Source organism: Pseudomonas sp. JY-Q (assembly GCF_001655295.1).
Lineage (GTDB): Bacteria > Pseudomonadota > Gammaproteobacteria > Pseudomonadales > Pseudomonadaceae > Aquipseudomonas > Aquipseudomonas alloputida.
This window is the reverse complement of record NZ_CP011525.1, coordinates 3,026,885-3,048,040: the sequence shown is the minus strand read 5'-3', so window position 1 is coordinate 3,048,040 and position 21,156 is coordinate 3,026,885. Positions and strand designations below refer to the sequence as shown.

General features: G+C 61.4%; 18 protein-coding genes. 3 read left to right on the top strand and 15 right to left on the bottom strand.

The annotated features are described in order from the left end of the window. Positions 1 to 23 precede the first annotated feature (23 nt). The 14 genes from AA098_RS13825 to AA098_RS13760 form a co-directional block, all read right to left on the bottom strand. On the bottom strand, positions 24 to 1,004 hold the full coding sequence (locus AA098_RS13825; protein ID WP_064614409.1) for an LLM class flavin-dependent oxidoreductase: 981 nt from the start codon (positions 1,002 to 1,004) through the stop codon (positions 24 to 26). A 100-nt stretch (positions 1,005 to 1,104) separates the two neighbouring features. Continuing rightward, entirely contained in the window at positions 1,105 to 2,016 is a 912-nt protein-coding gene (locus AA098_RS13820) for a LysR family transcriptional regulator (protein WP_004374343.1), read from the bottom strand. Between the two features lie 68 nt (positions 2,017 to 2,084). Then, on the bottom strand, positions 2,085 to 3,164 hold the full coding sequence (locus AA098_RS13815; RefSeq protein WP_064614407.1) for a metal-dependent hydrolase: 1,080 nt from the start codon (positions 3,162 to 3,164) through the stop codon (positions 2,085 to 2,087). Positions 3,165 to 3,238: 74 nt separating this feature from the next. Continuing rightward, the gene (locus AA098_RS13810) at positions 3,239 to 4,489 is read right to left on the bottom strand and encodes an OprD family porin (RefSeq protein ID WP_004374339.1); all 1,251 of its coding nucleotides are present in this window, start codon (positions 4,487 to 4,489) and stop codon (positions 3,239 to 3,241) included. Positions 4,490 to 4,543: 54 nt separating this feature from the next. Further along, on the bottom strand, positions 4,544 to 5,743 hold the full coding sequence (locus AA098_RS13805) for a benzoate/H(+) symporter BenE family transporter (protein WP_064614405.1): 1,200 nt from the start codon (positions 5,741 to 5,743) through the stop codon (positions 4,544 to 4,546). A 146-nt stretch (positions 5,744 to 5,889) separates the two neighbouring features. After that, entirely contained in the window at positions 5,890 to 6,804 is a 915-nt protein-coding gene (gene catA, locus AA098_RS13800) for a catechol 1,2-dioxygenase (RefSeq protein ID WP_004576272.1), read from the bottom strand. Between the two features lie 30 nt (positions 6,805 to 6,834). Next, positions 6,835 to 8,163 carry an aromatic acid/H+ symport family MFS transporter gene (locus AA098_RS13795; protein WP_064614403.1) on the bottom strand — a complete coding sequence of 443 codons (1,329 nt, stop codon included), beginning with the start codon at positions 8,161 to 8,163 and terminating at the stop codon, positions 6,835 to 6,837. A 57-nt stretch (positions 8,164 to 8,220) separates the two neighbouring features. Next, positions 8,221 to 8,982, bottom strand: a complete 762-nt coding sequence (locus AA098_RS13790) for a 1,6-dihydroxycyclohexa-2,4-diene-1-carboxylate dehydrogenase (protein WP_004576274.1) — start codon at positions 8,980 to 8,982, stop codon at positions 8,221 to 8,223. Between the two features lie 145 nt (positions 8,983 to 9,127). Further along, positions 9,128 to 10,138: a benzoate 1,2-dioxygenase electron transfer component BenC gene (gene benC, locus AA098_RS13785; RefSeq protein WP_004576275.1), complete on the bottom strand. Its 1,011-nt coding sequence runs from the start codon at positions 10,136 to 10,138 to the stop codon at positions 9,128 to 9,130. A gap of 72 nt (positions 10,139 to 10,210) precedes the next feature. Next, entirely contained in the window at positions 10,211 to 10,696 is a 486-nt protein-coding gene (benB, locus tag AA098_RS13780; protein WP_004374327.1) for a benzoate 1,2-dioxygenase small subunit, read from the bottom strand. After that, a complete protein-coding gene (gene benA, locus AA098_RS13775; protein WP_064614402.1) occupies positions 10,693 to 12,051 on the bottom strand; it encodes a benzoate 1,2-dioxygenase large subunit in 1,359 nt (452 codons plus the stop codon). The genes benB and benA overlap by 4 nt, the downstream gene beginning before the upstream one ends. A gap of 110 nt (positions 12,052 to 12,161) precedes the next feature. Next, complete coding sequence (locus AA098_RS29530) at positions 12,162 to 13,058, bottom strand: RHS repeat-associated core domain-containing protein (RefSeq protein ID WP_232435446.1); 897 nt, start codon at positions 13,056 to 13,058, stop codon at positions 12,162 to 12,164. A 94-nt stretch (positions 13,059 to 13,152) separates the two neighbouring features. Next, the gene (gene benR, locus AA098_RS13765; protein WP_064614400.1) at positions 13,153 to 14,109 is read right to left on the bottom strand and encodes a benABC operon transcriptional activator BenR; all 957 of its coding nucleotides are present in this window, start codon (positions 14,107 to 14,109) and stop codon (positions 13,153 to 13,155) included. A gap of 287 nt (positions 14,110 to 14,396) precedes the next feature. Then, the gene (locus tag AA098_RS13760) at positions 14,397 to 15,158 is read right to left on the bottom strand and encodes a hypothetical protein (protein WP_064614398.1); all 762 of its coding nucleotides are present in this window, start codon (positions 15,156 to 15,158) and stop codon (positions 14,397 to 14,399) included. A 324-nt stretch (positions 15,159 to 15,482) separates the two neighbouring features. On the opposite strand from AA098_RS13760, the gene AA098_RS13755 reads away from it, so the two are divergent. Further along, on the top strand, positions 15,483 to 16,865 hold the full coding sequence (locus tag AA098_RS13755) for a hypothetical protein (RefSeq protein WP_064614396.1): 1,383 nt from the start codon (positions 15,483 to 15,485) through the stop codon (positions 16,863 to 16,865). A gap of 75 nt (positions 16,866 to 16,940) precedes the next feature. Here the strand turns inward: AA098_RS13755 and hisN are convergent, their stop codons facing one another. Beyond that, positions 16,941 to 17,732: a histidinol-phosphatase gene (gene hisN, locus AA098_RS13750; RefSeq protein ID WP_064614393.1), complete on the bottom strand. Its 792-nt coding sequence runs from the start codon at positions 17,730 to 17,732 to the stop codon at positions 16,941 to 16,943. Between the two features lie 125 nt (positions 17,733 to 17,857). Here hisN and AA098_RS13745 point away from each other — a divergent pair, with 125 nt between their 5' ends. Then, on the top strand, positions 17,858 to 18,748 hold the full coding sequence (locus tag AA098_RS13745) for a universal stress protein (protein WP_064614391.1): 891 nt from the start codon (positions 17,858 to 17,860) through the stop codon (positions 18,746 to 18,748). A gap of 256 nt (positions 18,749 to 19,004) precedes the next feature. After that, a complete protein-coding gene (locus AA098_RS13740; RefSeq protein WP_064614389.1) occupies positions 19,005 to 21,131 on the top strand; it encodes a TonB-dependent siderophore receptor in 2,127 nt (708 codons plus the stop codon). The last annotated feature ends 25 nt before the right edge of the window (positions 21,132 to 21,156 follow it).

The window sequence follows — 21,156 nt, the reverse complement described above, 5'->3', positions numbered from 1 at the left end:
GCGGGCGCCCGTTTTTTGTCGTGTCAGCCCAGTTCAGCCAGCGCCTGCGCGGCATAGGCATGTGACCGCTGCCGCGCCAGCGGGTCATGGATGCGGCAGTCGATCATCAGCTCGTCCGCCCCGGTCTGCTCGATCAGCGAGCGCAGCCCTTCCCTCACCCGTTCAGGCCCTCCGGCTACGGTGCAGGCCATCACCTGCTCGAGCACGGCGCGCTCGTGGTCCGGCAAGCGTTCGATGTAACCCTCTTGCGGCTTGGGCAGCAAGCCAAAGCGCCCGACATGCAGGTCCAGCATCCACTTGCGGTGGGAGCTGGCCAGGTAGTCCGCCTCAGCATCGCTGGCAGCGGCGAACAGGTTCATGCCAACCATCACATAGGGTTTGGCCAGTTGCGCGGACGGCTGGAAGTTGGCGCGGTAATGGGCAATGGCCTGCAGCAGGTAACGCGGGGCAAAGTGCGAGGCGAAGGCATAAGGCAGGCCCAGCTTCGCCGCCAGGTCAGCACCGAACAGGCTGGAACCGAGGATCCACACCGGCACATCGTGCGCACCCGGTACGCCGCGCACCCGGCGTTTGCCGTTGTCCGCCAGGTAATCACGCAGTTCGGCGATGTCCTGGCTGAAATCTCGCTCTGGCACGGCGCCGCGCAATGCACGCACGGTCGGCCCGGACGTGCCTGGCGCACGGCCCAGGCCCAGGTCGATACGGCCCGGGTGCAATGTATCGAGGGTGCCAAACTGTTCGGCCACCACCAACGGCGCATGGTTGGGCAGCATGATGCCGCCAGCCCCCACACGAATGTGTCGGGTGGCGTTGGCGATTTCGTTGATCACCAGCGACGTGGCAGCCGAGCCAATGCCCGGCATGGCATGGTGTTCGGCGATCCAGTAGCGGCTGTAGTGCTGTTGCTCGAGATGCCGCGCCAGCTGGCGGGATTCTTCGATCGCATCGGCGAAGGTCTTGCCTTCGCCGATCATGACCAGATCCAGTACGGACAGTGCAGTCATGGGGTCTCCAGAGGGATTATCAGTGGCTGCCAGTTTCCATGCTGCGCCGCCAGCGATAAACCCGGTTTCAGGCCCGGCATAGGGGCCTGGCATTCCCCAATCAGTATTCCCAAGGCACGCCCGGCTCCCAGCTGGCCACCAACAAGTCGATGAAGCCGCGTACCCGAGGGGACAGGTGGCGCTTGCTTGGGTAGACGATGCGAATGGGGTCTGCCGGGGGTCGGTAGGCGTGCAGTACCTCCACCAGATTGCCAGCGCGCAGGTCGTCACCGGTGATATAGGTAGGCAGGTGAATCAGGCCGAAACCGGCCCGGGCGCCGTCAAGCATGGCCTCGGAACTGTCGATGTTCAGCCGCCCGGGATCTTCGCACAGGTGCAGCCCCGCTTCTGTGTGAAAGCGCCAGGGCATGGCCTTCTCGCCCGCCAGGAAGGCGATCTTGTCATGGCCATAGAGGTCGCCGGGCATCTGCGGCACACCGCGCTTCTCCAGATACGCAGGCGATGCACAGGTCACGAACTGCTGCCAAGCGACGGTGCGCGTCAGCAATTGCGAGTCTTCCTTAGGTGCACCGATGCGCACGGCGACGTCCACGCCCTCTTCGACCAGATCAACGAAACGGTCGGTGAAGCGGATATCCGCCCGCAGTTCGGGCCATTGCTTGAGGTACTGGTCGAGGATAGGCAATACATGGCGCTGCCCGAGCGACAGCGGTGCGGTCAGGCGCAGGGTGCCGGTGGGCTTGCCGCGGCGCAGGGCCATGGTGCTTTCGACCTCGTCCAGGTCATCCAGAATCTGCCGCCAGCGCTCGAACGCCACCAGGCCTTCATCGGTCAGGCTCAGCTTGCGCGTAGTGCGGTTGAGCAGGCGCACCGCCATGCGGGCTTCCAGGCGGGCGATGCTCTTGCCAACCGCTGAACGCGTCAGGCCCAGGCTGGCAGCCGCAGCGGTGAAGCTACCGGCCTTCGCGGCGCTGACGAAAGCGGCGATATCGCCGAAGCGGTTGGGTTCCATGGTGTTTTCCTGACGCTGATCGAACCGCCATAGATGGGTGCGATTTCAGGCAATGCAAGGTTCCTGATCTAGTGGGGCTGCCTTGCAGCTTCCGTTTGCCCGAGGTAGCGATCGGTCCAGTTAGCCAGCGGCAGTGGCGGCTGCTGGTCGACAATGCGTCGCCAGATAAGCATCAGCTCTTGAGCGTTGAACAGCGAGCCAGGCCCGCTGCCTCGCCACGGCGAAGGGACACCGACCATCCACTGCCCTTGATGATCGCGCTGAGCCATGTTGAAACGGAAGGTGTAATTCCCCGGGATACCCATGCGCAGGTCGGTGACCACCAGTGCGTCGCCAATCTGGTCATAACGCAGCCAGTCATCGGTGAACCAGCGCAAGCGCTGGTGCAAAGGGTCATTGTTCAGTGCTTGCGCCAGTTCCAGGTTGCGCGACAAGCGTTGCATTTCGGGTGGTTGCTGGTCGAGCACGCTGCTGATGCCTTCGTAGTAATCGCCATCCGGGGCCTTGGCCAACACCCGCCAGACCAGGCTGTTGAAGGCCATCGGCACGGCACGCACCTCGCTCACGACGGTACCTTGCTGGTCCAGTGCCGACTGGAAGCGCTGCTCGGCAGCCATGCGCCCCGCCAGGCCGAAACCCAGGTAGCAGGTACTGAACACCAGGGCCATGGTCAGCAGGCGGGTAGCCCTGCGGGTCACGCCCTTCATGAGGGTGAAGACCACCGCAGCCAGCAGCGGCACGGTGTAGACCGGGTCGATAATGAACACCGCCGCCCAGCTTTCCGGGGTGGTGTGCAAAGGCCAGAACAACTGCGTGCCGTAAACCGTGAAGGCGTCGAGCACCGGATGGGTTACCAATACCAGCCAGAACGCCACAAAAAGCCTGGGCAAGGTATACCCCTTGCCGGGCCAGCGCCTGTTGACCAGCCAGGCCAACAGCAAGGCCAGGCCGGTGAGCACGAACAACGAGTGAGAGAAGCCGCGATGATAAGTCATCTGCGACACCGGGTCGGCATAGCGAATGATCACATCCAGGTCCGGCAGCGTGCCCAGTGCTGCACCATACAGCAGCGAGCGTCGGCCCTGGATGCGCCCGAGCACGGTCCCTTGCAGCGCCGCGCCGAGTACGGCTTGGGTGATGGAGTCCAAGGTGGGGATTCCTGAAAGAGTCGTTTCCGCACGCTACCCCCATACACCCCTGATGCGCAATTCTCCTGGAAGGCTCAGAACAGCTGCCAGGTGTACACCAGCGTCAGGCGGTTCTCGTCGATATCACTGCGGTAGTTGGAGCGCGCCATGGCGTTCCTCACCCGTATCCCCAACCCTTTCAGTGCCCCGCTCTGCACCGCATAGCCGATATCCAGGTCACGCTCGCGGTCACGCCCTTCGTAACCCAGCCCGGTGTCGACATTGTTACCGGTTATGTAGCGCACAGTCGCTGTCAGGCCCGGCACGCCCATGGCGGCGAAGTTGTAGTCGTAACGCACCTGGTACGAACGTTCGTCGGTGTAGGCAAACTCATAGGTCGGCACCTCGTTGCCCAGCGGCGAGATGTTGGCGAATACCCGTGGGAACGGGCTATCGCCATAAATGCCCTGGTAGCCGGCGTGGAAGCTGTGCCCGCCATGCCGGGCAGTGAACAGCGAGAAGAACGCCTGGTTGTCGATGTTGCCCAGCAGCGCATCGCCTTGCTCACGCGCGGTGAAATAACCCAGGTTGGCGCTGAGTACCCAGTCCCCGACGGGTTTGCTGTGCTTCAGGCCAACGAAGCCTTGTTGGTAGATGTCCTCCAGCTGACCGTACCAAAGGCTGACGCTGCTCTGGTTGGCATTGAACGCATAGTCCCCTCCCACATAGTTAAACGCGTCGCTTTCGGCCTGTCGCATCGGCACATGGCCAAGCATCGCGTTCATCTTGCCGTCGCCACCTTCGTTGCGCAGGTGGGTGCTTTTCAAGTGCCCGGCCTGCATAGTCAGCCCGTCGATTTCGGACGAACTCAAACTCAGGCCCTGATAGGTGGGTGGCAACAGGCGAATATCACTGAAGGTCAGCACCGGCAGGTTCGGTTGCAGTTCACCTGCACGCAGTTCGGTTTTTGATATCCGCGCCTTGAAGGTCGGCGCCAGGCGGCTGTACTCATCGGCAGCACGGCCGTCGCCATGCACCGGCAACAGGCCGGTGTTGGTGCGGTCTGGACTGCTGTCCAGCTTGATCCCCAGCAAGCCCAGGGCGTCCACGCCAAAGCCGACCGGGCCCGGGGTGTAGCCACTTTTGAAGTCGAGGATGAAACCCTGGGCCCACTCCTCGGCCTTGGACTGTTTGTTGGCCCCGACAATGTCGGAAAAATCGCGGCTGAAGTAGTAGTTACGGGCACTCAGGGTGGCTTTCGAGTCCTCGAAGAAGCCGCCTTCGGCAGCCAGCAGTGGCTGGCTGAGCAGTGTCAGGCCCAGGGCAACGCAAGGGGTGTGGTTCATTCCGAAGCTCTCTTGATCTTGTTTTTATGGGTAAAGCGTTGGAAAAACGGCAGTTCATGGGGTACGGCGCAGCACCTCCCGGGCACGTGGTTGGCGCAGCCTCAGCAGCGCGTGCGCCAGCAGGCCGAACAGCAGCCCCCAGAACGCCGCCGACAGGCCCAGGAAAGCCACCCCCGAAGCGGTGACCAGGAAGGTGAATAGCCCGGCGTCGCGCTCGGCCGGTTCTGCCAGGCTGCGGACCAAGGCTTCGCTGATGGCGCCATACAGGGCCAAACCGGCCAGGGCCGCGATCAGTACGGCGGGAAAGGCGGCGAACAGCGACATCAAGGTGGCCCCGGCAATGCCCAGTAGCAGGTACAACACACTGCCAGCCACCGCCGCTACATAGCGCCGTTGCGGGTTTTCATGGGCTTCATGGCCGGTGCACAGGCTGGCGGTAACCGCCGCCAGGTTCAGCCCGTGGCAACCGAACGGCGCCAGTAGCGCCCCAGCCAGGGCACTGGCGCTGATCAGCGGGCTGGCCGGCGTGGCGTAGCCAGCGTTGCGCAGTACCGCCATACCCGGCATGAATTGCCCGGTCAGTGCCACCAGCACCATCGGCAGCGCCAGGCTGAATACCGCCGCCAGGCTGAACTGGGGGGTGATCCACTGGGGTGAGGCCAGTTCCAGCACCAGTGCCTCGCTGCGCAACGTACCGCTGGCCACGGTCACCAGCATGCCCACGCCCAGCACCGCAGCCACGGCATAGCGCGGCTGCACCCGACGCATCAGCACGTAGGTGACGAACATCGCCAGTACCAGCAGCGGTTGCACCGGCAAGGCGCGGAACACCTCGATGCCAAAACTGAACAGGATCCCGGCCTGCATACCGGCAGCGATAGAACCCGGCAGGCGCGCGATGATGCGGTCGAAGGCCCCGCTGATGCCGATCAGCAGCAGGACCAGGTTGGCCACCAGGTAGGCACCCACGGCCTGCTCCAGGCCCAGTTGCGGCAAGGCGGTGACCAACAGGGCCGACCCCGGGATCGACCAGGCGATCACTACCGGCACGCGGTAGCGCAGGCTGAGCAGCGCACCGAGTACGGCACTGCCCATGGACACGGCCCAAACCCAGGACGACAACTGCTGGTGCGACAGGCCGACCGCTTCGGCGGCGTGGAAAATGATGACCAACGGGCCGGCATAGGAGATCGTCGTGGCAATGCTGCCGGCGACGATGGCCGACACAGAGCAGTCCTTGATCAGCGTTTTCATGAAGCTTCTCGCAAGGCAGCGGCCGGCCTTTGTGGCGGGCTCTTGTTTGGGTGTTGGCTGCTTCGCGGGCTTGCCCGCTCCCACAACGACTGCACAGGCTTCACCTGTGGGAGCGGGCATGCCCGCGAAACAGCCCACTCGGTGGATCAGGCCTCCTGCAAAGCCCGCGGCCGCCCGCTGCGCTGCTCATCGGCACCGCCCTGGGCCTGCTGCAACTGGAAGTCGAACTTCAGCTCGGCATGCCGACCCTCCGGCCCTTCGACGAACACCACCTCCCCGACCAGCCCGTCCCGTGTGGCATAGGCAAAGTCATCCCACAGGTACTTGTCCCCCGACAGGTTTATCTGCGTGGTCAGGTGCCGGTACCCGGGCGCCGAGATGAAGAAGTGCACATGCGCCGGGCGCTGGCCATGACGGCCCAGCAGGTCCAGGCATTCCTGGGTTGGCCCCTGCGGGTCGCAGCCATAGCCCGATGGCACGATGGAGCGCGCGCGGTAACGCCCTTGGGCATCGGTAACGATGCGCCGACGCAGGTTGTACGCCGACTGGCTTGGGTCGAAGAACGAATAGGTACCACGGGTATTGGCATGCCACAGGTCGACCGTGGCACCCGGCAGCGGGTGTCCGTGCGGGTCCAGCACCTGGCCTTCCAGGAACATCACCGTGGCCACGCCCTCCTCGCTGCCGTCGTCCATGCGCACTTCACCTTGGGCAATCGGTGCGCCAGCCACGTACAACGGGCCTTCGATGGTGCGTGGGGTACCGCCAACGCGCCCTGCCTCCTGGTCCTTGGCATCCTGCAGCAGGTCGAGGAAGTGTTCGATGCCCAGCCCCGCCACCAGCAGCCCGGCCTCGCCACGACCGCCCAGGCGATTGAGGTAGTCGACGGCGTGCCAGAACTCGTCTTCGCTGATGTCCAGGTCTTCGATCAGCCGCGCGGTATCCTGCAGCAGGCGCTGCACGATGCGTTTGAGGCGTGGGTTGCCGGCCGCATTACCAAAGCCTGCGGCCTCCTCGAAGAACTGCTGTACCTCGGCAGTATGGGAAATGTTCACGGTCATGGGGGGTTACCTCGTCTTGTTCTGTTCGGTTCAGGCCTGCGCCGCCAGGGCCTGGGCGTGGCGCCGACCACTGGCCAGGTGCACGGCCATGGCCAGCGCGGCGATGGCGCCAGGAATGGCGAAGGCGATGAAATTGAGTTGAAGTGGCAGGTTGATGCCCATCAGCGCACCGCCCAGCAGCGGGCCGACGATGGCGCCATTACGGCCGATGCCCGAGGCCCAGCCCAGGCCGGTAGAGCGCACCGACAGGCCGTACATCTGCGCCGCGCCGGCATACAGCAGAATCTGCGTACCAATGGTGGTGGCGCCGGCAATGAAGATCAGCAGGTACAGCACCGGCATCGGGCTGTTCACCCCCAGCAGGCTGATCGACAGTGCGGCGGCAATGAAGAACGCCACCTTCACCTTGACCAGGTTGTAGCGGTCGCCCAGCCAGCCGCCGAGGATTGCCCCGGCCATGCCGCCAAAGTTCAGGGCCAGCAGGAATGACAGGCTTGAGCCCAGGCTGTAGCCGGCGTTGGCCATCAGCTTTGGCAGCCAGGAACTCAGGGCGTAGACCATCAGCAGGCAGCAGAAGAACGCAACCCACAGCGCCAGGGTGCGAATCGCCAGGCCATTGCGGAACAGTTCCAGCACCGAAGCGCCGCTGCCTTTGCGGTCGGCCGCCTGAAGCACATCATCGGCCTGGACATCGCAGTCCGGGTCCAGCCGTTTGAGCAGTGAGCGTGCTTCCTCGATACGGCCTTGGCGCACCAGGAAACCGATGGATTCAGGCAGGTAATAAAGAATCACTGGTAACAGCAGCAGAGGCACCGCTGCGGCGAAGAACATCGACTCCCAGCAAAAACGCGGCAGCATGAAAATGCCGACACCTGCCGACAGCATGCCGCCCAGCGAATAGCCACTGAACATGATCGCCACCAGCGTGCTGCGCAGGCGCTTGGGCGCGTATTCGTTCATCAGTGCCACGGCGTTGGGCATCAGGCCACCACAGCCCAGGCCGGCGATGAAGCGGTAGATGCCAAACTCGCTCGGGCTGCTGGCAAAGCCGTTGAGGATGGTCGCCCCCGAGAACAAGGCGAAACAGATGGCAATGCCCTTCTTGCGCCCGATGCGGTCGGCCAGGCTGCCGAAGGCCAGGGCGCCGAACATCATGCCGAACAGCGCATAGCTGCCCAGTGCACCAGCCTGCAACGGGGTCAGGCCCCACTCTTTCATGATGACCGGCAGTACCACACCGTAGATGAACAGGTCATAGCCGTCGAAAATCAGCAGCAGGCCGCACCAGGCCATGACCATCCAGTGAAACGGGGAAAAGCGCGCATTGTCGATGATCGGGTGTACATCAAGGGTTCGCATGGCATCTGTCGCTCTTGTTTTTGTTGTGGAAGAAAACTTTTGCCTTGAGGTTGCAGTTCAGCCGAGGTCGCCGCCCCCAACCGGCAGGGTCACGCCGGTGATGTACGAGGCTTCGTCGGACGCGAGGAACAGAATGGCCCCCACCTGCTCGTCGATGCTGCCGTAGCGGTGCATCAGGCTGCTGTCGAGGGTCTGGTCGACGATCTGCTGGTACCAGTGCTTTTCCTGCTCGGTTTGCGCTGCACTGTTGCGGGGTACGCGCCGGGGCGGCGCTTCGGTGCCACCCGGCGCGGTGGCGTTGACACGGATCCCACGGCCAGCCGTTTCGAAGGCCAGGCAGGCGGTGAGCGCATTGACGCCGCCTTTGGCCGCGCCATAGGGCACACGGTTGACGCCACGGGTGGCGATGGACGAAACGTTGACGATGACGCCGTTGCCACGTTCAAGCATGTAGGGCAGCGCGGCATGGCAGCACCACAGTGTCGGGAATAGCGAACGGCGCACTTCGGCCTCGATCTGCTCGACATCGTAGTGCTCGAAAGGCTTTGCCCAGATGGTGCCGCCGACGTTGTTGACCAAGATGTCGAGGCGACCGAAGGTTTCCACCGCACTGGCCATGACCCGGGCGCAATCGGTGTGTTGCTCCAGGTCGGCGGTGAGGGTGAGCATGCCTTCGCCGGCCAGCTCGTGGACCAGTTCGGAACGGTCTACGGCCACCACTTGCGCACCTTCGGCCTTGAGCCGCCAGCACACACCCCGGCCGATGCCTTGGGCGGCACCGGTGACCAGGGCGACCTTGCCTTGGAATCTGTTGTTCATATGCAAATCTCCGCCTTCCCGCGCGCCCTGCAGGCGCGGGTTTACCCGCGAATGCGTCCGACAAGACAACGCTGCTGTACCTGCAGGCCTCTTCGCGGGTGAACCCGCTCCTACAGGGGCGGTGTCATGTTCGAAATGAAAGGAATCAGGCCGCAGCCGCAAACTTCTCGTAGTAGAAGTTGGCTGGGGTAATGCCCTGTTCGCGCACGTACTGGCTGACCGCTTCCACCATGGGTGGCGGGCCGCACAGGTACACATCCACATCGCCGTCATTGAGGTGGCGTGGCTCGATGTGCTGGGTGACATAGCCCTTCTGCGGGTACTGGCTGTCCGGGTTGGCGACGCAGGCGCTGTAGGTAAAGTTGGGGATACGTGCCGCCAGCGCTTGCAGGCGGTCGAGCTCGACCAGGTCGAAGTCGTTGGTCACGCCGTAGATCAGGTGCAACGGGTGCTCACTGCCCTGCTCGGCGATCTTCTCCAGCATCGCGGTGAAGGGTGCCAGCCCGGTACCACCCGCCAGCAGCAACAGCGGGCGCTGGATCGGCCGCAGGTAGAAGCTGCCCAACGGCCCGGCCAGGCTCAGGCTGTCGCCAGCCTTGGCAAGGTTGGTCAGGAAGCTGCTCATCAGCCCACCTGGTACGTTGCGGATCAGGAAGCTGACTTCGCCGTCCTTCTGCAGCGAGCTGAACGAGTAGGCCCGGCTCTGCTCGCTGCCCGGCACCTTGAGGTTGACATACTGCCCCGGCAGGAAGGCCAGACGGCTCAGGGCCTCACCCTTGATCGACAGGGCAATGGTGCTGACCGACAGCTGGCGGACATCGCTGATGGCGGCCTCGAAACTGGCCTGCTCGGTCTTGCACAGCTGCGACGAAGCCGGGATGCGGATGACGCAGTCGCTTTCGGCGCGCATCTGGCACGTCAGCACGTAGCCTTCGGCGATTTCGTCTTCGCTCAAGGCGTCTTCGATGAAGTTGTCGCCAAGGTCATAACGACCGGACTCAGCCTTGCACTTGCAGGTCCCGCAAGCGCCGTCACGGCAGTCCAGCGGAATGTTCATGCCTTGGCGGTAAGCGGCGTCGGCCACGGTTTCCTGACCGGTGGCTTCAATGAAACGGGTAACCCCGTCTTCGAAATTCAGTGCGATCTGGTAGCTCATGTTGCACCTCGCGGGCGAGCCGGGCCACGGCGCGTCACAAGACGCACCGGGCAATGCTCGCAAAACCCTGTATCAGATGTGGTAGATGTCGATGACCTGGCGGACGTAGTCGTTCTTCAGCACCACCTTCTTGGCCTTGATCAGCGGCTGCTCGCCGCGCAAGTCGAGGGTGTAAAAGCTGGTGCCGAAGTAACTGTCGGTGGTCTTGTAACGGAAGCTCAGAGTGTGCCAGTTGAAGCGCACCTGGCAGCTGCCCTCGCCCTGCTCGACGATCTCGATGTTGCTGATGTTGTGCGAGGTGCGGGTGTCGGGCACGGTCGCACTGGAGCGCTCGGTCTTGATGCGGAACACGCGGTCTTCCAGGCCGCCACGGTTGCCGTACCAAATCAGCGAGATTTCGCTTTGTGGGTCTTCGGTGAGGGTGTCGTCATCGTCCCAGCTCGGCATCCAGAAGCTGGCATCGCTGGCGTACAGTTCCAGCCACTGGTCCCACTGGGCATCGTCCAGGTAGCGCGCTTCGCGGTACAGGAAGTCGCGTACGGTTTCATACAGGCTCATTGCACGGCCTCCACGGGGATCAGCTGCTGTTCGTCCTTGAGGGCCTGGATCATGGTGTCCTGCCAGTATTTGTGCTGCAGCACGAACAGGCCTTCGTCCTCGGTGCGCACGCCCGACAGCAGGGGTTTGAGTTCAATCTCCTTGGCCGCCTCATCGGCGCCTTCGACCCAGTGTTTCGCGCCGCGAGACATGTCGTTCCAGCCGGTGCCGCCACCATAGCCAGTCTGGCACGAGCGGAATTCTTCCAGGTCGTCCGGGGTGGCCATGCCGCTGACGTTGAAGAAGTCTTCGTACTGGCGGATACGCTTGGCGCGGGCATCGGCGCTCTCGCCTTTCGGCGCGATGCAGTAGATGGTGATTTCGGTCTTGTTCACCGAAATCGGCCGTGCGACGCGGATCTGCGAGCTGAACTGGTCCATCAGGTACACGTTGGGGTACAGGCACAGGTTGCGCGAATTTTCGATCATCCAGTCGGCGCGCGCCTGGCCGAAATCGGCGGCCAGTTGGTCGCGGCGCTCATAGGCCGGGCGGTCTTCCGGGTTGGCCCAACGGGTCCACAGCAGCAGGTGGCCGTGGTCGAAGGAATAGAAACCGCCGCCCTGCTTGGCCCAGGCGCCAGCACTCATGGTCTTGATCTCGTCACCCGCCTCGCGCTGCTTGCGCTGGTTCTGGGTGGCGGCGTAGTTCCAGTGCACGGAGCTTACGTGGTAGCCGTCAGCGCCGTTTTCGGCGGTGAGCTTCCAGTTGCCTTCGTAAATGTACGAGCTGGCGCCACGCAGCACTTCCAGTCCTTCAGGCGACTGATCGACGATCATGTCGATGATCTTCGCTGACTCGCCCAGGTGCTCGACCAGCGGTTTCACATCGGTGTTCAGGCTGCCGAACAAAAAGCCCCGGTACGACTCGAAGCGTGCCACCTTGGTCAGGTCGTGGGAGCCGTCGCAGTTGAAGCTGTCGGGGTAGCCGGCGTTGCTCGGGTCTTTCACTTTCAGCAGTTTGCCGCTGTTGTTGAACGTCCAGCCGTGGAACGGGCAGGTATAGCTGGAACGGTTGCCGCGCTTGTGCCGGCACAGCATGGCACCGCGGTGGCTGCAGGCGTTGAGGAAGGCATTAAGCTCACCGTCCTTGTTGCGCGCGATGAAAATCGGCTGGCGCCCCATGGTCAGGGTGAGGAAGTCATTCTTCTCGGGGATCTGGCTTTCGTGGGCCAGGTAGATCCAGTTGCCCTCGAAGATGTGTTTCATTTCCAGGTCGAACAACCGTGGGTCGGTGAACATCTCCCGCTTGCAGCGGTAGATGCCCTTTTCACGGTCGTCCTCGAGCATGGCATTGAGGTAGTCGAATCCCAGGGACATGGCCAGGGTCTCCCTTGTTATTGTTTAGACCTGGTCAGGTTAGGGAGACGGCTGGCGGGGGGCTATCCGGATTGTGCAGAGTGTTATCCAAAACTTCTATTTCGGCGTACTCACCTCCTGACTTCCTTACCGGTTGGAGAAGGCAAATTCATTCTGATCTCAAGAAGTTCTTCGGCCACCTGCTCCGCAGCTCTTTTATGCAAATAGAATTCAGGCCCTTTGGCTTTAAATGCTCTGGCCAGCAACGTTGCACTATTGATTTGCCCGGCCAAAAAACCCTTCACGTTTTTCAAGTCGTTAACGACAGTTGGCGACATCGCTCCTGTAATTTTTGCAGCTTCAATTGACACTGCTGGGCGACTGGTCAGGGGTGAAGTAGAAAGAGCGCTTTCTAATCCGGGCGTGCCCCCGCGCGCGCGCGCGCTCTTCAAATTTTGCAGATTTTTTTCGAATCTATTATTCCAGTACACATCAGCAATAGAACCGTCGCGCGGAGGAGGATAGCCACGCTTGAGAGATTGTGATGTTTGCGTTGGATTTTTTAGCATGACTATGGCTTTGATCATGTGGCCCGTTGGATCAAGGTTATTCACTGGGTCAGCACCACAGTAACTGTAAGAGTTGTGTCCGCCCGCACCGAATGGGCTGAGGCTATCGGGCGAATTAAAGCGCATCAAAACCGGAATAAAAGCACGATACCCGCCCCCTAACACGTAGTGCCCCGTGGCAAACTCTTTTCGCTGTCCTCCGTACCGTAGCAATGACGCACATGGCTTACTGTCGTCGTACCCATACGCGGCATACCGGATAGAAGATAATTCGCGACCTTTGAACCGCATCACTGAGCCTTGAATATCCGTTGCGTAAAACCCTGCCTGACCATCATCACACTGCGCCAGCGTCCGGCCTGCTGCGCGCAATAAAGCCGAAGCTCCTGCGCCAGCATATTTGACCAGCGAAAGTCCTTCGGGAGAATAGAAATACAATTGTTTCTTTGACTGCAGCATGGCTGTCACCATCCATCCGGGATAGAACAAATGGTGGTTTAAGAGCAAAGCGCTCGCAACTGGCAGAAATGCCAGGTCTACAAGCCAAACGCCGTCACGCGCGCCGCTTGAACGTCTGTGAAGGCAACTCGCCAAACTGCTGCCGATAAACCTCGGAAAACCGCCCCAGATGAAGAAAGCCGTAATCCAGGGCCAATTCCGTCACACTGCGCACGCCACACGTAGGGTCGCTCAGGCAGGCGTGCACCCGTTCCAGTTTCCGCTGACGCACGTAATGCTTGGGCGTGGTGCCCAAGTGCTGGTCAAACAAGGCATATAACGAGCGCAAGCTCATGCAAGCCTGAGCTGCCAGTACTTCAGCTGACATTTCCAGTTTCAGGTTGCGTTCGATGTAATCAAGAATGCGCTCTAGCCCGGCCTGCTGAGCACTCAGGCTCTCGCGGCGGATATTGGTGCTCATCAGGGTCAGCAGCTTGCTGGCGACAATCTGGCTGTAATGGCCCTGCACTCTTGGCAGCGAATCGCTCACTTCCGCCTCGTGGCAAACCATGGCCAGCAGGTTCACGAAGCCATCCAGCTCCTCCAGCCGGTAATGATTGCGCAAGAACCGCACGCCCCCATCAGGCCGCTGCCAGCGCTGTTCATCGCAGATCGAGTCCAGCAGCCGGGTTGGCACCTTGAGGATGAACTTCTCGCAGTCTTCCGAGTAAGTCAGGTCAACCGGGTCGTCCGGGTTGATCAGCAGCAATTCGCCCGGCACCAGGTGCTGCTCGCGCTTGTGCCCGCGCCACAGGCAGTTGCCATTGAGCAAGACTTGCAGGTGGTAGATGGTTTCCAGCGCGGGCGACGTCACGCGAACACTGCCGCCATAGCTGATACGGCACAGGTCGAGCTCGGCGAACTTGCGATGGCTGAGGCTGGCCTGGGGGTGGGTGGTGCGGGACAGACCGATGCAATGCTGGCCTACATGCTGGTTCACATAATCGGACACAGCGTAAGGGTCGGCGTGGTGAAACACGCTACTGCGCTCGCTCAGCAGGCGGCTTTCCATAGGCAAGGCACTCGGTATCGTTATTGTTCTGGTCGCCGCGCCCTACCGCCTTGTGGGCTGTGGTTGCGGTCATCACGGTCATTCTATCGGGCTGGCAGCGCGTCGCAGGGGCAGGCGACAGCCGGCGGATAGGGGACACTACAGCAAAAAGGCGGGGGTTGGGCAATGCAACGATGGGATTGGCTGGGCGGATAGCGGACAGGTCCGGCGTCATACGTGTTCGTTTATCGAACAGTATCTTCCGGTACTCGCGTGGCCTGCACGTGACGGCGGACCAAGCGCTTCATTCACTGCACCGGCAGGAAGTTCATCAGCAACAGGCTCTGCGCGTAGTTCAAGCCTATGCGCCGATAACGCTCATCCAGCAACTCGGCCAGCAAGTCCAGCCGCGCGACGATCTTGCCGAACTCAACGGCAAAACTCAGGTTGCTGCCCTCCTCCGAGATCTCGTTCGAGAACAGCAGCAACACCCCATTGGCATCTTGCCGCTGGCTGAGCATCCATGTTGCCTTCTCGATATTGCGTGCGGCGTTGTTGACGAACAGGGGGTCGATGGTATCGGTCATGTAGAACTCGGTACGCCCGCCATGCGCGGTGATCAGCATGCTGCCAATGGCGTAGATGAAGGCGCCGACCCGGTCCCCACGAAACTCCGGGCTCAGGGCGTAGCTCAATGCCGCCAGGTCACGGCGGTTGCCCAGTTGCGGCAGCGGCCGGCGCTGTTCGATGGCAATGCGGATCTGTCGCTCGGCGGTGGCGGCGTCCAGGTAGCCAGACATCTTCCACTGGCTGGGGTTGCGCAGGTACAGCTTGTTCATCAGCAGGTACAGGCTTTGCAGGTTGTCGCGCATCGACAGCGTGGCCAGGCGGTCGACGCTGGTCTGGAACAGCTCGCTGGGTTTGCCGTTGCCGAGCTGGTTGACCATGTCACGGCCCTGCTGCTGCGTACAGGCGCACAGGCATGCGAGGGCACTTGTCAGTAGCAGGCGGGGAAAGAAATTGGAGTCGGTTAAAGCCATCGGCACAGGTTCGAAATTCGGCGGCCACATTGGAGATAAATAGGGCCCGGCCAAGCATAGAGCCCGGAAAATGGAAAAAGTGCACTGCGGTGGGAACAATGAACCTGACGTTGATAGCAAGTCTCGGTTTCAGTGTTGATGCAGCCAGGGGTACGCCACGACGGCTTTTCCTCCCTGCGGCGCGATCCAGCACCAACGACGCGTAAATGACTGTTGCACTGACCTTAACCGGCCCATTTGGCGATAGACCGGCTTCAGCAGCCCCGGCAGGTCACTCCCGTTACCTGGTAAATCTGACAGTACTCCAGCCTGCCCGAATGAGTCGATACTCTGCGCTCAAACGGAGGAAATCCCATGAGCACACGTATTTATAAAGCGGGTGAACTGGATCTCGAGTTCGGCGATGAGGGTTACGCCAAGCTACCGGAACCACCCAACGCCCTACATACGCCCTCGTCCTATGCCTGGACAATTGACTCAGCGGGCCGAATGATCTGGACCGCCGGTACCGCCATCGATAACAAGCTCTTCTACTATTGGACAACGCTGGATGCAAAGGGCGTTTGGCAACCCAAGCCCGGATTCGTCGAAATCGAAGACTCCCCTATAGATCCCGCGCTTTCCAATGAACAAAAAATTTATTTCCTCACGCCCGCGACAGCCGAAGGGAATTCGACCTTCATCACCTGCTCCCAATGTAATATATTGGAAAATGACGACCGGCTCTATTACGCCGCTATCGGGCACTTTCAAAACAACTTCACCCCCCTTGACGGCTTCGGCACAAAAGGCATGATAGTGGTTCGACCTGACGGCCATCCCACTTCGACAACTCCGCCCAGCACTGCCATTGCACATCGCCGTTCGGAAGCAAACTGTCTCAGCGATGCCAGTACTCCAGAGCAGCTGCAACGAGAAGACAGAGGTCGCGCAATGGCGCCAGCCACCCGTAGCGTACTGTTCGGCAATACGATCAAAACCTTGTACGCTTCTTCGCTTGATTCGCAACCGAACCAGACAGTCTGGCTTGCTTTGCATGATGCACAGACAGGCGTGCCAGTCGCCGGGCTCGGGCCGGATGGAAGTCGGAGCCAATGGCAGATTAAAAATTTTTTTGACAGTGATAGCCTATTCGTACCTCAAGGATGCCATTTCTTCGAGGACGGCGGATTCGCCCTGGTAGGCACTGAAGCGGGCGAAAGCATTGTCGCCAGATACAAAAGCAATGGGCAACTGGATCTCGATTTCAACAAAGTCGGGTTCATAAGGCTGAGTGCCCACACCATACAGCTTGGCGCGGATGAAGACAGAATCGTTATCGCGGTGAGCACACCTTTAATAACCGAACCCGTGAAGCTGTTGCTCCAAGTCTATGATAAGCACACAGGGGCGCTGGATACGACCTTCAACGAAACCGGGACGCTAAGTATAAAAATTGATCTCGGCATGATGATAAAAGGGATTGGTACACAAAATGTGATCATTGGGCAAACCGGTGACATCTACATCGCCGGAAACCTGTTTTACTATGATGGCCCTGCAATGTCGGATCGTGGCATCGTTCACAGAGTCACCCGCGACGGAAAACTGGACGTCAGCTTCGGGTCGGGAGGCCGCTACGTATTTCCCGATAAAGTGACTAAATTAGAAGAGGCGCAGTTACGGCCCGACGGCCTCCAGTTCGTTGCACTACTGGATGAAAATGCCGGTTACTGCGCCATGAAACTGTTGATCTGATCGCCATTGAAGCAAGGAACAAGCCATTGCATGACTCGCAGTGGCTTGTCACACGCAGCGGTCATGCCAGCAATTTCATTGTGCCTGGCGCAGCATCTCCAGCACCTGTGCATGCAGCGCAGGGTCCCCACAGGCCACCACGCACCCGCCATCCTGCGCCGAACTGCCATCCCATGCCGTGATCACGCCACCCGCCCCTTCGATGATCGGCATCAGCGCCTGAACGTCATACGGCTGAAGGCTCGCTTCGACAATCACGTCGACAAAGCCCGAGGCCAGCATGCAGTAGGCATAGCAGTCACCGCCATAACGCATCAACCGCGCCTTGCCGGCGACCGCTTCGAATGCCGCCTTGCGCTCGGCGGTGTCGAACATGTCCGGCGTGGTGCACATCAGCGTGGCGGCAGACAGGTCGGCGCAGGCACGCGTCTTCAGGGGCGTGCCACTGCGCCAGGCGCCTGCCGGGGTACCCACGAAACGTTCGCCGGTGAACGGCTGGTTCATCACCCCCAGCACCGGGCGGGTGCCGTCATTCAGGGCAATCAAGGTGCCCCACAGCGGCAAGCCGGTAATGAAGGCGCGGGTGCCATCGATCGGGTCCAGCACCCAGGTCAACGGGCTGCTGCCCACTGCAACGCCGGCCTCTTCGCCAAGAATGCCGTGCTCGGGGTAACGTGCCTGGATCAACTCACGCATGGCGTCTTCAGCGGCCTTGTCGGCCACGGTCACCGGGTCGTACAGACGCCCGCCCTTGTCCTCGACATCCAGGCTGGCGCGGAAGTACGGCGCGATCGCTGCAGCGGCAGCATCGGCCAATTGCTCGGCAAAGGCGCGATACTCAACGATCTGTTCAGCACTCAGGGACATGGGACGGGCCTCGTGACAATGATGGGGCACGCATCATACCCGACACATCGCCCCGGTGTACGCTGCGGCAGTCTAGACTGAAACTGATCAGGTCACCGGGGGGCTGCCACACGTGGAGGTGTGCGATGAGCCAGTTCAAACGTCTGTTCGTCATGCTCGGCCCGCAAATGCGTCATACGCCTGCGCTGCAACGCGCGGCGGCGTTGGCAGAGTCCAGCGGTGCCCTGCTGGATATCAATGTGTTCGTCGACGACGTCGACACCTTTGGCTTGATGAGCGATGGTCGTGAGCGTGAGCGGCTGCTCAGCGACAACCGCCAATGGCTGGTGGATGAGGCCGAACAGCTGAGCGATGCCGGCGTGGACGTGTCCACCGAGCTGTTGTTGACCCGCGACCCGCTGGGCAGCGTACTGGAACGGGTCGAACGGCTGGGCTGCGATCTGTTGGTCAAGGACGTACAGCACGAGCCCGTACTCAAACGCCTGCTGGTCACGCCGCTGGACTGGCAGTTGCTCAAGGACAGCCCGGTCGCCGTGCACCTGGTCAGCGACATTCGCCTGCCCCTGCCACGGCAGATCGCCGCCGCGGTGGACCTGAACAGCCACGGCGCTGGCGAACACCTGGACGAGCAGGTCATCCAGTGCGCCCATGACCTGGCCCTGCAGTGCAACGCCGAACTGCACCTGCTGCATGTGTGCGACGCGGCCAAGACCCACATCGCCGACTTCGGCGCCGGTACGGTCACCATGCCCGGCTTCGACAGCAGTGTGCGAACCGCGCAGCGGGCGGCGTTCAACCGCCTGGGCGACCATCACCAGATCCCGCTGGAGCGCCGGCACTTCCTCGAAGGGGCCGCGATCAGGGCCATTGCCCAGTTCGTCGGCCACAACCGGGTGGACGTGATCGTCATGGGCAGCCACCGGCATGACGCCATGCAGACATTCCTGGGCGGGACAACGGCGCATGTGCTGGAACACCCGCTGTGCAATGTGCTGGCGATCAAGGCTGTTCGCTGAGCTTCAGCAGCCTGCCCAGGGGGCAGGCAGGAATAACCTTGTACTGCGAAGAGGCACTTGCACCCACAGAGCAGCTTCTAACCTGTCGGCCCCTTCGCAGTGCCCTGCAGGCACGGTTGTCACTGACGCTTTATCTTCGCTGGTATCTGGTACACCAGTGCCACTCAAAATTAATGCATTTGATAATGATTCGTAGTATGTTCGCGGCGTTTCCCGACCCAGCCCCTCAGCGCCCTATTCAAGGACCGTACTGTCGATGCGCCGCACGTTCGTCTCGCTTTGTGTGCTTCATGCTGTCTCCCCGCTGGCCTTTGCCGAGCCTGAACCGCTCAGCGACCCTAACCCGATCGAACTCCAGGCCCTGAGCATTACCAGTACTGCCGACGGTGAACGCGCCGACGGCCCGGTCGAAGGCTACAAGGCCACCCGCTCGGCCAGTGCCACCCGCACCGACACGGCGCTGCACGAAACCCCGCAATCGGTCAGCGTGGTGCCCAAGGATGTGCTGGTAGACACGGGCGCCACGCGCCTGCAGGACGGCCTGGACTACGCCGGGGGTGTCGGCCGCGCCAACAACTTCGGCGGCCAGGGCCTGACAACGTTCACCGTGCGTGGCTTCACGACCGGGGAGTTCTATCGCAACGGCTTTCCGATCAACCGCGGTTACCCCAATGCTCCGGATGCCAACACCGTCGAGCGCCTGGAGGTCATCCGTGGCCCGGCCAGCAGCCTGTACGGCCGTGGCGACCCCGGCGGTACGTTCAACGTGGTCAGCAAGCAGCCGTTGCCCGAGTCCAAGGTCACCCTTGGCAGCCAGTTCGACGACCAGGGCATGCACCGTGCCACCCTTGATGCCACCGGGCCGCTGAGCCAGGACGGCTCGCTGGCCTACCGCCTGAACGTACTGGGCGAAGGCGGCGACAGCTTCCGCGACGATGTCGAAAGCGAGCGCTACGATGTCGCTCCGGTCATCAGCTGGCAGGTCAATGACGCCACGAAGATCACCTTCGAAGGCGATTTCATGCGCAACAACCACCCCCTCGATCGCGGCCTGACCCGCTACTCCACCCAGACCGGCAGCGCCTCGCGCGATACCTATATCTGGGAAAAAGGCAGCGACAACCTGCTGCACAATGACAACAACATGGCCCAGGTGCGTTTCGAGCACCTGCTCAATGACAACTGGTCGCTGGCTGGCGGGTTCCAGTTCCTCGATGGCTCGCTCAAGGGCAACGCTGTCGAAGCCGACGGCGCACCGGCAGATGGACGCACGCTGCAGCGCAACTTCAACTACCGCAAGCTGGAGTGGACCGACCGCGACTGGCAGCTGAACCTGACCGGGCATTTTGACACCGGCAATTTCAGCCATACCTTGTTGACCGGGGTCGAATACGAGAACTACGACTACAACTCGATCATCCAGCGTTCCTCGGCAGCCTACCCGATCGACATCTACAACCCGGAACTGGGCCAGCCGCGTCCGGCCCTGAACCGCACCACCACCTGGGACAAGGAAAACCTGCAGACGTGGGCGTTCTTCATTCAGGACCAAGTGGCCCTGACCGAGCGTTTGAAGGCATTGGCAGGCGTGCGCTTCGAGCGTTTCGAGCATGACTATGACAACAAGCTGAACAATGCCGGCGATTTCAGCAAGGGCGAAAACGGCGTCACACCCCGCCTTGGCTTGATCTACGACCTGACCGATACCCTGGCGGTCTACGCCAACACCGCACGCTCGTTCAAACCCAATACGGGCACGCCGGCCAGTGGCGGTGGTTTCGACCCGGAGAAGGGCAAATCCTACGAGCTGGGTGTGAAATGGGAGTCACTCGACCGCCAGTTGAGTGTCGACGCGGCGATCTACCACATCGTCAAGGAAAACGTACTGACCAACGACCCGAGCGACCTTACTGGTACTTACAAGATCGCGGCCGGCGAGGTGCGCAGCCGTGGCCTGGACATCAACGTCGCCGGCAACCTCACCCCCGAATGGCGCATGATCGGTGGCTATGCCTACGTGGACGCCGAAGTCACCAAGGACACCACCCTGCCCAAGGGAACGCGCCTGGCCAATATCCCGCGCAGCACCTTTAGCCTGCTGAACACTTACGAGTTCCAGGATGGCCTGGTCAAAGGCCTTGGCCTGGGCGTAGGCGTTAAGTATGTAGACGACCGTGCCGGGCAGACATCGGCAGCCACCTACACGATGGAACGCTACAGCGTGGTCGACCTGTTGAGCTTCTACAAGGTCAACGAACACGTGCGGTTGAACCTGGACGTGAAAAACGTGTTCAACAAGGGGTATGACGAGGGGGCGTTCAACAGCTACGTATACCCCGGCGCACCGCGCACGGTGCAGGCCGGCGTTTCGTATACCTTCTGAATTGCCGGGGCCGCGCCGCGGCCCC

Coding starts and splice junctions, on each gene's coding strand:
- AA098_RS13790 (WP_004576274.1), bottom strand. CDS start 8,982: ATGAACAACAGATTCCAAGGCAAGGTCGCCCTGGTCACCGGTGCCGCC.
- benA (WP_064614402.1), bottom strand. CDS start 12,051: ATGTCCCTGGGATTCGACTACCTCAATGCCATGCTCGAGGACGACCGT.
- hisN (WP_064614393.1), bottom strand. CDS start 17,732: ATGTCCCTGAGTGCTGAACAGATCGTTGAGTATCGCGCCTTTGCCGAG.
- AA098_RS13810 (WP_004374339.1), bottom strand. CDS start 4,489: ATGAACCACACCCCTTGCGTTGCCCTGGGCCTGACACTGCTCAGCCAG.
- AA098_RS13805 (WP_064614405.1), bottom strand. CDS start 5,743: ATGAAAACGCTGATCAAGGACTGCTCTGTGTCGGCCATCGTCGCCGGC.
- catA (WP_004576272.1), bottom strand. CDS start 6,804: ATGACCGTGAACATTTCCCATACTGCCGAGGTACAGCAGTTCTTCGAG.
- AA098_RS13825 (WP_064614409.1), bottom strand. CDS start 1,004: ATGACTGCACTGTCCGTACTGGATCTGGTCATGATCGGCGAAGGCAAG.
- AA098_RS13820 (WP_004374343.1), bottom strand. CDS start 2,016: ATGGAACCCAACCGCTTCGGCGATATCGCCGCTTTCGTCAGCGCCGCG.
- AA098_RS13745 (WP_064614391.1), top strand. CDS start 17,858: ATGAGCCAGTTCAAACGTCTGTTCGTCATGCTCGGCCCGCAAATGCGT.
- AA098_RS13740 (WP_064614389.1), top strand. CDS start 19,005: ATGCGCCGCACGTTCGTCTCGCTTTGTGTGCTTCATGCTGTCTCCCCG.
- AA098_RS29530 (WP_232435446.1), bottom strand. CDS start 13,058: ATGCTGCAGTCAAAGAAACAATTGTATTTCTATTCTCCCGAAGGACTT.
- AA098_RS13755 (WP_064614396.1), top strand. CDS start 15,483: ATGAGCACACGTATTTATAAAGCGGGTGAACTGGATCTCGAGTTCGGC.
- AA098_RS13760 (WP_064614398.1), bottom strand. CDS start 15,158: ATGTGGCCGCCGAATTTCGAACCTGTGCCGATGGCTTTAACCGACTCC.
- benR (WP_064614400.1), bottom strand. CDS start 14,109: ATGGAAAGCCGCCTGCTGAGCGAGCGCAGTAGCGTGTTTCACCACGCC.
- AA098_RS13795 (WP_064614403.1), bottom strand. CDS start 8,163: ATGCGAACCCTTGATGTACACCCGATCATCGACAATGCGCGCTTTTCC.
- benC (WP_004576275.1), bottom strand. CDS start 10,138: ATGAGCTACCAGATCGCACTGAATTTCGAAGACGGGGTTACCCGTTTC.
- benB (WP_004374327.1), bottom strand. CDS start 10,696: ATGAGCCTGTATGAAACCGTACGCGACTTCCTGTACCGCGAAGCGCGC.